Source organism: Nostoc sp. PCC 9305 (genome assembly GCF_963920915.1).
In the GTDB taxonomy this organism is placed as follows: Bacteria; Cyanobacteriota; Cyanobacteriia; order Cyanobacteriales; family Nostocaceae; genus Nostoc.
Window position 1 is genome coordinate 22985 of sequence record NZ_CAWUDN010000081.1, and the last position, 13133, is coordinate 36117.

The 13133-nt window shown below is 42.3% G+C and carries 14 protein-coding genes; 4 read left to right on the plus strand and 10 right to left on the minus strand.

Features of this window, described 5'->3' with window-relative positions; translation table 11 throughout:
• Nucleotides 1-97: 97 nt before the first annotated feature.
• From ACM0OX_RS25375 to prfC, 6 genes are all read right to left on the minus strand, one after another.
• Complete coding sequence (locus ACM0OX_RS25375; RefSeq protein WP_414517664.1) at nucleotides 98-1009, minus strand: alpha/beta fold hydrolase; 912 nt, start codon at nucleotides 1007-1009, stop codon at nucleotides 98-100.
• Nucleotides 1010-1083: 74 nt separating this feature from the next.
• Nucleotides 1084-1524: a SufE family protein gene (locus ACM0OX_RS25380; RefSeq protein WP_414517665.1), complete on the minus strand. Its 441-nt coding sequence runs from the start codon at nucleotides 1522-1524 to the stop codon at nucleotides 1084-1086.
• 416 nt (nucleotides 1525-1940) lie between these two features.
• Entirely contained in the window at nucleotides 1941-2375 is a 435-nt protein-coding gene (locus ACM0OX_RS25385; RefSeq protein ID WP_414517666.1) for a hypothetical protein, read from the minus strand.
• Between the two features lie 622 nt (nucleotides 2376-2997).
• Nucleotides 2998-3510, minus strand: a complete 513-nt coding sequence (locus tag ACM0OX_RS25390) for an RNA-binding protein (protein ID WP_334840371.1) — start codon at nucleotides 3508-3510, stop codon at nucleotides 2998-3000.
• Nucleotides 3511-4134: 624 nt separating this feature from the next.
• Entirely contained in the window at nucleotides 4135-6420 is a 2286-nt protein-coding gene (locus ACM0OX_RS25395) for a M48 family metalloprotease (protein WP_414517667.1), read from the minus strand.
• Nucleotides 6421-6625: 205 nt separating this feature from the next.
• Nucleotides 6626-8254: a peptide chain release factor 3 gene (gene prfC / locus ACM0OX_RS25400; RefSeq protein WP_414517668.1), complete on the minus strand. Its 1629-nt coding sequence runs from the start codon at nucleotides 8252-8254 to the stop codon at nucleotides 6626-6628.
• 124 nt (nucleotides 8255-8378) lie between these two features.
• On the opposite strand from prfC, the gene ACM0OX_RS25405 reads away from it, so the two are divergent.
• The 3 genes from ACM0OX_RS25405 to ACM0OX_RS25415 all read left to right on the plus strand — a co-directional run bounded on the left by ACM0OX_RS25405 (nucleotide 8379) and on the right by ACM0OX_RS25415 (nucleotide 10412).
• Entirely contained in the window at nucleotides 8379-8738 is a 360-nt protein-coding gene (locus ACM0OX_RS25405) for a DUF4870 domain-containing protein (protein WP_099100362.1), read from the plus strand.
• Between the two features lie 348 nt (nucleotides 8739-9086).
• Nucleotides 9087-10067 carry a porphobilinogen synthase gene (gene hemB / locus ACM0OX_RS25410; RefSeq protein WP_099100363.1) on the plus strand — a complete coding sequence of 327 codons (981 nt, stop codon included), beginning with the start codon at nucleotides 9087-9089 and terminating at the stop codon, nucleotides 10065-10067.
• Nucleotides 10068-10250: 183 nt separating this feature from the next.
• Nucleotides 10251-10412: a hypothetical protein gene (locus ACM0OX_RS25415; RefSeq protein ID WP_334872096.1), complete on the plus strand. Its 162-nt coding sequence runs from the start codon at nucleotides 10251-10253 to the stop codon at nucleotides 10410-10412.
• A 123-nt stretch (nucleotides 10413-10535) separates the two neighbouring features.
• Here the strand turns inward: ACM0OX_RS25415 and ACM0OX_RS25420 are convergent, their stop codons facing one another.
• The 4 genes from ACM0OX_RS25420 to ACM0OX_RS25435 form a co-directional block, all read right to left on the minus strand.
• On the minus strand, nucleotides 10536-10667 hold the full coding sequence (locus ACM0OX_RS25420; RefSeq protein ID WP_414517669.1) for a hypothetical protein: 132 nt from the start codon (nucleotides 10665-10667) through the stop codon (nucleotides 10536-10538).
• 38 nt (nucleotides 10668-10705) lie between these two features.
• Nucleotides 10706-10954: a putative toxin-antitoxin system toxin component, PIN family gene (locus ACM0OX_RS25425; RefSeq protein WP_414517670.1), complete on the minus strand. Its 249-nt coding sequence runs from the start codon at nucleotides 10952-10954 to the stop codon at nucleotides 10706-10708.
• Entirely contained in the window at nucleotides 10951-11220 is a 270-nt protein-coding gene (locus ACM0OX_RS25430; protein WP_414517671.1) for a hypothetical protein, read from the minus strand. The genes ACM0OX_RS25425 and ACM0OX_RS25430 overlap by 4 nt, the downstream gene beginning before the upstream one ends.
• 135 nt (nucleotides 11221-11355) lie before the next feature.
• Nucleotides 11356-11523 carry a hypothetical protein gene (locus tag ACM0OX_RS25435; protein WP_334840361.1) on the minus strand — a complete coding sequence of 56 codons (168 nt, stop codon included), beginning with the start codon at nucleotides 11521-11523 and terminating at the stop codon, nucleotides 11356-11358.
• A 484-nt stretch (nucleotides 11524-12007) separates the two neighbouring features.
• Here ACM0OX_RS25435 and ACM0OX_RS25440 point away from each other — a divergent pair.
• On the plus strand, nucleotides 12008-13133 hold a 1126-nt coding region (locus tag ACM0OX_RS25440; protein ID WP_414517672.1), incomplete at its 3' end, for a tetratricopeptide repeat protein.

Genomic DNA, 13133 nt, shown 5'->3' on the forward strand with positions numbered 1-13133 from the left:
CGTGCCTCTGTGGTTTAAAGGTCTTGAAAGGGCTAGTCCTATAATCTTAATATCGCACCAATGTGCAAAATAATTCTTTGCATTTTGGCGTGAGGATTTAATTTTCTGAGGAGAACAAAAAATCTTGAACTGCTTCTAAAACAACTGCTGGGTATTCTTCATGCAATCCAAGAGAACCAGGGATAACAACACTTCTCACTCCTGGTAAGGCTACCAAAGCGTTCATTTCTTCTCGTGATTTGGGAGGGCTAGATTCTCCAATTACTACCATGAGCGGTACGGTTAGAGACTGTACAAGTTCTAAAAAATCAGATTGTTCGCGTACAGCATCAAGATTACCAGTTACAAAGGCAGCAGATGCAAATCGCGCTCCTGGTTGTTGAGTCGTTTGCCACTTTTTCTCAATGAAACTAGGTGTAATTTTAGCCGCGTCAGTAAAGACATGACGGCGGTACATAAAACTTAAGAAAGATGGGGTAGTATTGAGTTTGTAGAGAGCTTGACCAAGTATAGGCGATCGCACCAATTCTCTCACAAAGCCAGCTATTTGCTGACTTGCTCCCATTGTCGGCAAAGGCCCACGCCAAGTAGGGCCTAACAATACAATTTTTGAGAAAGCAGCCTGCTTGAGGGCTAATTGTAAAACGTAACTAGCAGCATGACCAGCCGCTACTACAGTAATCGGAGTATTAAAAACAGCTTTGACAAAATCTTCCAGAAAGTGCTGATATATTTCCGGTCGGTAATTCAAGCTAGGGCGAGAAGATTCACCAAATCCAGGCCAGTCTACGGCTACAACTTGAAAATTGGGAGCTAGTAATTTGGCAAGTTCGCCGACTTCCAAACGCGTCGAAACACTGCTGAAAGATGGTAGTAGCAATAGCGGTGAACCTTTACCGAGGGTTTCATAAACAACGCGCAATTGCTGATTTTCAAAATTCCAGAGATATTCTTGAACTACTCCACCAAAGCCAATAACACCAGAGGTAGATAATAAATTAGTTGACATGACACTAAATTTTGGTAGTTGTACCTTAATTTGCCATTTGTCCTCTGTCCTTTGCAAATGACCAATAACCAACTTTAGCTAGGCAAATCTAACTTACATTCCAATGCTTTTTTTTGCATGGTTTTAAAAATGTTGTAAAACCCATTCGCACGGGAAGGTGTCAGGCTAACATTTAAACCTGTTTCTTGAATAAAATCTGGAGTAAGTTGGACAATCTCAGTTGGCGTTAGTCCATGCAATCCTTCAACCAAAAGCCCGACTAATCCTTTGGTTAACTGAGAATCGGAATCGCCCTGAAATACAACCTTACCGTCATCCAAGGCTGCTGTGATAAAAACTTGAGACACGCAACCAGGAACTTTATTTTCAGGTAATTTATCAGCGTCTGGGAACTCATTGAGCTTCTGAGCATACCATATTAGCTGTTCGTAGCGTCGCTTCGGTTCGGAAGCGCGTTGAAAGCGCTGGACAATTTTAGCGAGCGCAGGTGGCAAAGAATCTAGAGTTGAGGACATAACAGAAGCTGAAAACGATCGGTATCTCCTTGAGTGTAGATTATCTTTAGAGCGATGCCTACGGCCGGCTGCGCCTACGCGCCTCCGGCTCTCTTGGCATTATCAAGCTTGCCATGACTGACTCTAATTTATCAAATCCAGATAATTACTGCGATCGCATTGATAAAGATCAGGTTTTTTTATGTGTGTAATCAGAGCGTAATGAGCAATCGAACAGAAAGTTACGCTAAGGCTGTAACCCTTACTGGATAAACATTATATCAATCAATATTTTTGGTAATTCTCAATGTACCAATTAAGCTATTATAAGCACTGCTGCAATTTCTTGTTTTCACGCTATCTGCCATGATTTTTTTATAGAACAAATCATGGCAGACTAGTATTTTAAAAAATATTTGCAACTAAGAAGCGTTGCATTAGATGAGACTTAGTATCCCATTGGAACCTAAGACAAAAGCATAATTTCCAGGAGCGTTGACGGTAGTTTTATTTAGTTGAATACCAGCTGTGTTCAAATCTCCATCAAACCTAAAATCAGCTATTGTTGCTTGGTCTGAAAAGACTATTGAATTACCGGGTTTTAGTTGAAGGTCTTGCGAAATTGTATTACCAAAGCTTAAATCAAAATAGAGCGGAGAAGAAGTCCCATTGTATATGTCAAGTGAGTTTTTCGATCCGTTTGGATTGGGATTGGGATTGGCGAGTATTGGGTTTGGGTTAGCTAGGAGTGCACGGGCTAAGTCCCCACCGCTAATAACTTGAGAGGTCTCGTTATCTAACTTTTTGATTAAACCTAGAGCTTCTAAATCTGTTTTATTGTCTGAACTAAATTGCGAGTGTTGAGAATTCATACGTAATACTCCAATTAAATGCAATATCCAATGCTAGGGATATATTTATTCATCCCATATTGTTTAGTACGATGCATTTTCTGATTTATGCACTCAATAGAAACATATCCCCACACCCCTCGCATTTGTCACAAGTTAAAAATAAGTGAATTTTGTCAATACATCTTTGAGCATAAATTTGTAGGGGATTGTGGTAGGGGTAGCGAGTGCGATCGCCCTCTAACACGGTATCACTACTTATTTGACCCCAATCACAAAAACTTAATTTTATTTTTTATCAGCAAGCTTTAACAATAAGTCTACAGAAACTATAGTTGCATTAATATATACTTTTTCATTACGTAAGTATAATGAATTCGTAAAACTTATGTCTCGTTTGATTTGATTAAAATCCAGATAAATTTTATTGAGCTTGGGCGGTTTGCACTCTCCTAACTGCTAACTCTCAGGTACGACTTGGTGTGACTCGTGGCGATGCGATACCTACGGCGGGCTGCACCTACGTACCTACAAAATTAGCTGCAAGTTCATTAAACAAAGCAGCTAGATAATTATCAACAATTAAAAATTAAAAATCAAAAAAAATTCTGATTTTTAATTTTTAACTTCTCTCCCTTGAGGATTAATTTGTAGTTTGTGCAGCTAGCATCTGCTTCAGCTTTTCTAATTCCGAAGCCCAACGAGGATCTGGACGAATAGCGTCCGAATCGGTGGTTGTAGTGCTGCTTTCGCGAGAACCTCCGCCACCGCCGCCACGACGAGGCTTCTTAGAGCTTTTCTCACGACGGCTACCTTCTCTGTTCGGGCTAGGAGTCGGGGTACTATTACTAGTACTAGCAAGAGTAACTGGTTTAGGAGCTTGCTCGTCGCCCTCTTCACCCTTTGTCCGAGGTAATGCCTTCTCTAGCTTAATGGGAGTGTCTTTGAACATCTGACCATTATACTTTTCAATAATTTCGTCAGCTTGTTCGTCATTGTTGACTGTAAGAAAACCGAAACCACGGCATTTGCCAGTTTTGCGGTCTTTAATTAATTTAGTAGTTACAGCATCACCTTCTGCTGCAAAAACGGCTTGCAGATCTTGACGATCTATTTCATCTTTAGGCAAATTACCTATATATAGGCGAACGGACATGAACTATACCTCCAGAGTTGAATGAACATGGCAAGGCAAGAAAACAATCATTTAGCTTTGGCTTTTAAATAGATGCTATTGACCAAGACTGCCATAAACCAATTTTTTTGCTCGAAACTGTCAACCTATACAACAATACAGTTTTTCGTCGGGATCAAGCTTGTTTAATCCAAAGGCTCACACTATGGTGAGCTAATAACACCTTAATTCTAAGAATTGTAAATTTAATAGCCTATTGCCTGCTAAAGTACACGCTTTCTTCTATGCCCTTTTTCGCAGAATCAAATACCATTCCTTACATTACCACGGTATTTTCTACGTAGCTAGTTTAGCGCATATTTTTTCGGCATTAGTATTAGTGCATCGTAACATAAAACACATTTTTTTATTCAAGTGAGCATATTTTGAAACAAAAACCAGCCACTGGCTGGTTAATTTGCTGCTGTGTTGGGAGGATAAAAAGGTATAGAGCGGGGAAAAAGCACCTAAATCCACAACTAAGCGTTTATGCTGAGTTATGTCGGTTGCTCTTGTTTGTGTAAATAAATGTAACACTTGTTAAGAAAACCTGCAACTTTTGTTTACATTCCGATTTTTCCTTTGTCCCTTGTCAATGCCCAATGACTAACCAGTGAGAAAGACGTATGCGCCCCAAGCCTGTGCTGCAATAGCTAAAAAAGTAGACCAAATGGGATGAGGGCTATGAATGGTTTTACCACTTTGAGTTTCTAGGGTTTGGATATCGATCCAAGGTGTTGCTCCTCGCCGGAACCAACCTGTGACGATAATTTGCCGACCAATTAGATCCTGGTGATTGACTGACTGTCCTAGCCAAGAAATATGGTGTAATTTCACCAAACCCGCGCTGGATTGCAAGATTAAATCTTGCGCTAGGGTGTTACTAGTACCTTGACGACCTAATAATTTGCCCACAAGACGCACGCTGACGCTATCAATAGGTAAGGCAGAAGGGTCAGCTAACAGGTTGGGTAAGCTGTCGTCAGTTTGTACGGTGGCAGGTTTAATATCGGGGAAGAAAGAATTAATCCGCATCACAGTACCGATGCTAAAGCCAATCAGAAGGCAGCCTGTAATGAAAGACCAATCTTCATATATCCACTTTAGATTTAAAAACTTAAGTGTGAATGCTAGTTGCCAGGTTAGCCAAACTAAAGCTGCAAACACAACCCCTAGAGGAATTCCCAACCAGGGAGCGACTTGTAATAGAAAAGACTGACGCTTAACCTTTGATGGTTCGCTTGCAAAATGTAGTTCGGTGTCTAGATGCCAGTGACGGGCTATTTGGCAGAGGCGTTCGATGCGATCGCCCATTAAAGGATGGCTATTATTAATCGTAAACCATCGGCGATAGGGATTGGCAGTATCCCATTTTAAAAAGGATTCAAAAGATAGATTACTGGCAATAGTGCCCAAAGATAAACTCTGTTGGTAGCTGACTGGTGTTAAAAGATTTAAGCTTTCCAGTTGCCAACTGGTGTGTTCTTGTTTTTGGATATCAGCGGCAATGCCAATGGCGATTTTGAGTAAGGCACGAATCAGGGCATTGGGATTACCAGTAATTTCAGCGGCGACGCGATCGCTATAATAAAGCCGCAACCGTGACAACCACAATGCAGTTCCAGTCAGCAAACACCAAATTCCATAAACTAGACTCGCCAGAATTGTTACTGGCCAGCGCCAAATTTTTGCTGATATTTTGTCTCCCAACTCCGACATTTGCTGATATAGCTGATGAACTGGTAGTGTCACCAGCAGCAACAAAGACATTACAGCAAAATCCCAGTGAGCAATATGCCCTAGCTGCGTGGCGTAAATAATGGCGATTTCATCATCTGCCAGCTGCTCTAATAGCCCTTGACTTACAACAATCCTGGCATTACGTGGTAAACTACCATAAGTCAGAATAATTGGTGCAGCCGTTGGTAAAATCCGCAGTTTGGGTAACGGCCAGTGCCGCTGTTGGGAACAACGTTGTAGCACCCGAACGGCTTCGCGGCTATGGGTATTCAATACATCTTTAGAAAATTCTCGCTGACCATACAAGTTCGCCAGTAGCAGATCCAGCAACCAAGGTGATACTCCGATTAAAATCACCAATGCGATCAGCAACAGTTGAGTAGGATCTTGGTATAAAAGCTGTATCGGCTCCAGATAAGGTAGTTTGACTAAAGTCTGGTTGATTAATCCCAGTGCTAACTTGAGGATTTCTCGTATTACCCAAAACAGAGCGATAAATGTTCCGGCTGACAGTAGCCGCAAGGGAATTAATTTTGGTTTACGTAGTGGTTGCCATGCTCTGGCGCGTTGTGCTTGTCGCCAATAAATAACACCGAATAATTTGGCTTGGGTGCGAGTAACAGAACCCATGAAGCCGCTTAGGGATGTAGGCGATGGTGGCGGTGGTGGCGGTGTCGCTAATGTCGCTTTGAGTCTAGCTAGTGGAACCATTGGCGGGATGTCGTCGCTTTTGGTTGCTATTACTTGCTCGTTCGGTTTTTCCTCTGATGTAAGAGTTTCCGGGGGAGTAACTGGAGTTGAATCTGGTGTTGAATCTGGCGTTGAATTCTCAAAGGGAACAAATCCAGTTTCGACTTTTTTTGATTCTTGCTCGGTTTTTTTACGTTTTGTCAGGTGTTCGAGAGCGCGTGTTGCCCACTCTTGAACTTGCGGATTGTTACTCTCAATGAGATTCTGGGAAATAGCGATCGCTTTGGGAACTTCGCCAGTGCGAGCATAAGCCATCACTAAACCAACCTGAGCTTGTAAGCTAGCAGTCCCATTATTTTGGCTGCTAGCAATAGGTTCTAGTTGGGCGATCGCTGTTTGGTAATTTCCCTGCTTGAGGGCAACTAAACCAGCCTCCAAAGACGGTTTGGCATGTGAAGGCATACAAATTCTGGCACTCCAATCTCTTCTAAATGATCCACGTTTGTGCAAAAGCGCGAACCTCGGATGCCGTGGAAATCAACCGCGCTCAAGTTTTGTTTGTCAAGTGAATGATAAAGATTGAATTCAGAAGTCAGGAGTCAGAATTCAGTTAGCTCTTTTGTAGGACTAATTCTGAATTCAGAATTCTGGATTCTGTATTCTTCTTCTATTCCTCCACTGGTTGTTGACTAGAAAATACTGGAGCGATCGCGCTTAATTTTAACTCTGGATGGTCGCCCAGTAACTGTTGACAATTCCACTCATTGCGGAATAACAACACTGGGCGTCCCATACTGTCTTTAACTGTAGTGGTATTGAATATTCGTCCCACCTTTTCTAATGCTTCCCAACCACCCTCAACCCAACGGGCGACACTGTAGGGCAATAAATCTAATATGGTTTCTACACCATACTCGTTTTGTAAGCGAAACTGTACTACCTCGAATTGCAACTGACCCACCGCCGCCAAAATTGGATCGCGCTTGGCTTCATCAGTTGAATACATAATTTGCACAGCACCTTCTTCTCGCAATTCCGCAACGCCTTTTTGGAATTGTTTAGACTTCGAGGGGTTGGGATTCCTCAAAGATGCAAACAGTTCCGGCGAGAAATACGGAATCCCCTCATATTCGAGCTTTTGTCCCGTGTAAATTGTATCCCCGATCGCAAAAACACCGGGATTATTCAAACCGATCACATCGCCAGGATAAGCCACATCAATCGATTCTCGCTCTTGAGCAAAGAGTTTTTGCGGGCGAGATAGACGGATGAGTTTACCAATGCGAGCGTGATTCACCATCATATCTTTTTCAAACTTACCAGTGCAAACCCGGATAAATGCGACGCGATCGCGGTGTTTCGGGTCCATATTCGCTTGCAGTTTAAAGACAAACCCCGAAAACTCCGGGTATGTAGGGGGAACTTCGCCAACACTGCTGACATGAGAACCAGGTTTGAGGGCATAGTCGAGGAAATACTTGAGGAATAACTCGACCCCGAAGTTAGTCATGGCGCTACCAAAGAACACAGGCGTCATTTTGCCTTCGTGTATCAACTGTAAATCTAGCTCTGGGCCAACTCCATCTAAGAGTTCTAGATCGTTTTTCAGTTGGTGGTACAGGCTTTGTTCCAGCTGTTCTTCTATTCTCGGATCGCCTAATTCCACTATTGTATCGCGGGCTTCTCGGCTGCCGTGGGCGCTGCGTTCAAACAGGTGAATTTGTTGTTTGTGTCGGTCAAAAACACCTTTAAAGCGATCGCCCATCCCAATCGGCCAATTTACCGCATAGGTTTGCAATCCCAATTCTTGCTCAATTTCATCCAACAGTTCCAGAGGTTCCCTTCCTGGGCGATCGAGCTTGTTGATAAATGTAAAAATTGGGATACCGCGCAACTTGCATACTTCAAACAATTTGCGGGTTTGCGGTTCCAAACCTTTTGCTGCATCAATCAGCATCACTGCATTATCGGCGGCTGCAAGGGTACGATAAGTATCTTCACTGAAATCTTGGTGTCCGGGAGTGTCTAATAAATTGATTTGACAATTCCGGTATTCAAATTGCAACACTGTGGAAGTAATAGAAATACCCCGTTGTTGCTCCATCGCCATCCAGTCAGAAGTAGCTTTGCGCTGTGCCCGTCGCGCCTTAACCGCCCCAGCTTCGTGAATTGCACCCCCGTACAGGAGTAGCTTTTCAGTTAGTGTAGTTTTACCAGCATCGGGGTGAGATATAATCGCAAAGTTGCGGCGAAGTTCAACTGCTTGAATAAGTTCAGACTGAAGTTCAGTAGACATAAATGTATTTGTTTGTTAGTTAGCTTAATTTTTTTTGACTCTGGTAAGTCTTTTAATCTTAAGACAACGATGCTCATGATAGGGTCGTAGTATAACCAACAATCTGAGTAAATAGGAGAAAGCAATGTACGACACAGACAAGCGAAAGCTTCTATCTGCCTTGTCTCATGGAGCTATTTTTTTCAGCACAACATTGATATCTGTAGGCATACCTATCGCCATACTGCTCGTATCTGACGATCCTGTTGTTAAAGAAAACGCCAAAGAATCCATCAATTTCCACTTTAATGTCTGGTTTTATGGTGCAATTCTGGGAGCGCTGTTTTTTCTATTCGGTTGGTTAGTATTACCTCTATTATTGCTGGGGCCACTAGCCGGTCTGGGATATCTACTACACTGGGGATTAACAATTTGGGCGCTCATTGGAGTTTTCAGCAATCCTGATATACCCTTCCGTTATCCCTATATTTTTCGAGTTTTTTAACACAAATTTATGGAATTAGGCATAGAGCATTGGTAATTGTCAGTTATTTACTACCAAGCACAACATTTCATTAAACTTAGTAGCAAATTCTCTGCGTGCCTCTGCGTTTACCTTTGCGCCACTTTGCGTTTAAATTTTTGAATTTCTTCATAATGTTGTTTTTTTTCCAGTCCGTCGGATAGGTGCAACCAAGCTGTAGAATACAAAATTGCCCCACAACTTGATTAAGAGTAGGGCAAAGGACAGTTAAGCACTGTTTGTAGTCTGTCTGACGGCAGGAAAATTTTAGCCTGCTTTTGTGACGCTTTGTTTTGTGTCTATCTGCGTTGTTTTTCTTGATAAAATTTTATGTTTCCTACACATCGCCCCCGTCGTCTGCGTACACATCCCCAACTGCGCCGGATGGTTCGTGAAACTGTTTTAACAACAAGCGATTTAATCTACCCACTATTTGCTGTACCAGGTGAGGGAATCGCTAATGAGGTGAAATCGATGCCCGGAGTCTACCAACTTTCGGTAGATAAAATTGTTGAAGAAGCAAAAGAAGTTTACGACTTAGGAATTCCTTCTATTATTTTATTTGGTATTCCAGCCGATAAAGATGTGGATGCCACTGGCGCTTGGCATGATTGCGGTATCGTCCAGAAAGCGGCGACGGCGGTAAAAGCAGCAGTGCCAGATTTGGTTGTAATTGCTGATACTTGTTTGTGTGAGTATACCAGTCACGGTCATTGTGGTTATTTACAAACTGGTGATTTAACAGGACGAGTTTTAAACGATCCAACTCTGGAATTGTTGAAGAAAACGGCAGTTTCTCAAGCGAAAGCTGGTGCTGATATCATCGCGCCTTCGGGGATGATGGATGGGTTTGTGCAAGCAATTCGTCAGGGTTTGGATGAAGCAGGATTTCAAGATACGCCGATTTTATCTTATGCTGCTAAATATGCTTCGGGTTATTATGGCCCATTCCGGGATGCAGCAGACTCGACACCACAATTTGGGGACAGAAGAACTTACCAAATGGACCCAGGTAACGCCCGCGAAGCGATTAAAGAGATTGAATTAGATATCGCTGAAGGTGCTGATATGCTCATGGTTAAGCCAGCCTTGGCATATATGGATATTATCTGGCGGGTGAAGGAAGCGAGTAACTTACCAGTTGCGGCTTACAATGTTTCTGGTGAGTATGCGATGGTGAAAGCTGCGGCTCTCAATGGTTGGATTGATGAAGAGCGGGTGGTTATGGAAACTTTAACTGGGTTTAAACGCGCTGGTGCAGATTTGATTTTGACTTATCATGCCAAAGATGCGGCGCGATGGTTAAAGTAGGCTAGGTATATTGAATACTAATTTAGTGGGAAATCTCACGCAGAGGCGCAAAGACGCAGAGTTGTGTTTTGGTGTTTGGGCGTGAGATTCTTTTAGGACTTACGCAAGAGTTAGGGAATAACGTAGACGCAAAGCGGCTTGTCGCAGGCTACCACAGAAGGGCAGAGGACACGGAGAAATAGGATGATTGCTGAACGCTGGCTAACCTTACAAGCGGGTAAAACTTTGGTAGAGAGGCGGGGTGGACACCCTGAACATCTGCTACAAGATGCACCAACGGATTTATCGGAACGCTCAAACCGTAAAAAAGCGATCGCTCAATATCTCAACAAGCGGCATTCATGACCTATTATCCGCTTATACTCGCAGATAGCGGGTTTTTGTTTGCGTACTACAGCGCCAGAGATCGGTATCATCAACAGGTGTGTCGCTTCTTTGAGAACTGTACTTCTAGGCTAATGCTAAAACTTAATCTAAGAAATAACGACTTAAAAAATCTTGCGGAGTTAAAATTGGAATTCCGTTGAATTCTATCAACACCAATAAATCTAAATCTCCAGTAACAATTGCTTCAGCATTTGCCGCAACAGCCGCAGCCAAAACTAAATTATCTTTTGGGTCGCGTAATTGAGGAGCATCTACAGAGATTGTTGGACAATATTTGATAAACCCTTGACTACAGAAATCAAATCCTCAACCGTATAACCTCTTTGTTGTAGTCGTAGTTGAAATTTATCACGTTTTAAAGTTGTTTCTAGTTCTAATAATAAAAATTCAGAAGCAAATATATTAATTTGTTGATTTCTTGCTAAACGCAAGGTTTTACCAGGAACACCTCCCCACAACAAAGCTGAAATCCAAACATTTACATCAAGGATAACTCTCATGGATTAGACCATAACTCCTGTCTGACATCCTTGACAAGTTCACTAATTTCTTCCAGAGTTGGTTGATTAGGATCGGGTTCTAATTGTTCAAGACTTTGTAAAAAATCATCTAAATCTACATTTTGCTGAGTAATTTTTTCTAAAAGAATACAATTTTCCTTTAGAATTACTCTGTATTCATCACCAGGTATCAGTTGAGATTCAATTTCTACTGGGAGATTTATTTGCTTTTCATCAGTGACTCTGATAATTGGATCTGTCTGCATAAGTTTACTCCTTTATTGCATTATTAATGAATACCTAAATTAGCCCAAAGTTCTTGTCTAACTTCTTTGACTATTTGACTAATTAATTTCTTCAAGCGTTGGTTGATTTGGATCTGAACCAGCATCTAACGCTCTCTACCTTAATTCTTTTAGTGTTAATCGTTGATAAGTTTTTTTGAAAACTATCTGATCTTCTGTAACCGAGACTTCATACTCAGTAGAGGGCTGAAACTGTGCTAATACTTCTGGAGGATTTTCTAGCTTTCCATCAGCCGTTACTTTGGCAATAATAGCTGTTTTCATAATTTTTATATTTGAGTCTGATTCAATTTTATCCTTTTATTTGTGGCATTTGGCTGGGGTGTAAATAAAGAATCGCTTGTACTTAGGCAATTATAGGTAGACCTTTTTCTCCTTCCTTATCTCCCAATACTCTTCGGTTAAGGCAAGAGACGCGATGAATCGCCGTCAAGACAATAGTCTTTCGTATTGACAGTGATTTATCGCATCTTTAGCGATCTAGTATTTCCATCAAAAAACCTTAACCGAGCCGTATTGCCTTATTTCCTGCTAGGAAGCGTGAGAACGAGAAAATCAGGGTTTATCGAGGGAGTTCGTTGCAAAAACAGAAACCAGAACCGTAAACTTTGACCGCACCCATAAAATCAATTTAAAGTTTCAGCAAAGTTTCAGCAATATCCCTGATGACAATTAAATAATAATTTATTATTGGGGACTGGGTTCGGCAGGAATAGGGTTGTTAATAATCACAGATTGAGGCTAAACAATGATGGGGAGTGCAAAGTCTCAGTGGGTTTTTTGGCGCTTTCTAACAAAATTTACCCGTAACAGTTTAAGTTTGTTGTTGAGTATGGTTTTGCTATCTGATGCAGTGGGGGCAACACCGAGAGGTACACCGTTGCAGATAGCACAACAGCCAGGAACAACGTCACAAGATGTAACTCGCGCTGCTGCGGTACGGATTCTTCAAGAAGGGCAGGAACTTTATCAGCAAGGGACAGCAGAATCACTGCGACAGGCCATTGGGAAATGGCAGGAAGCGCTGAAGCTTTGGCAACAAGTTGATGATAAATATGGACAAGCACTCACCCTTCTTGGTATTGGCAGAATCTACGACTTATTAGGAGAAAAGCAACAAGCGCTCAAATACTATAACCAAGCTTTACCCATACTCCGTGCACTGGGGGACAAGGGAGGAGAAGCGGTCACCCTCAACAATATTGGCGGTGTCTACGACTTATTAGGAGAAAAGCAAGAAGCGCTCAAATACTACAATCAAGCTTTACCCATACGCCGTGCAGTAGGGGACAAGGGAGGGGAAGCCACCACCCTCACCAATATTGGCTTAGTCTACGACTCATTAGGAAAAAAGCAAGAAGCGCTCAAATACTACAACCAAGCTTTACCCATAACCCGTGCAGTGGGGGACAGGGGAGGAGAAGCTAGAACCCTCAATAATATTGGCTTAGTCTACTCTTCATTAGGAGAAAGTCAAGAAGCGCTCAAATACTACAACCAAGCTTTACCCATACTCCGTGCAGTGGGGGACAGAAGAGTGGAAGCCACCACCCTCAACAATATTGGCTTAGTCTACTCTTCATTAGGAGAAAAGCAAAAAGCGCTCAAATACTTCAAGCAAGCCTTACCCATACGCCGTGCAGTGGGGGACAAGGGAGGAGAAGCCACCACCCTCAACAGTATTGGCTTAGTCTACGACTCATTAGGAGAAAAGCAAGAAGCGCTCAAATACCTCAACCAAGCTTTACCCATAAACCGTGAAGTAGGGGATAGGGGAGGGGAAGCCACCACCCTCAATAATATTGGCTTAGTTTACTCATCATTAGGAGAAAAGCAAGAAGCGCTCAAATACTACAACCAAGCTTTACCCATAC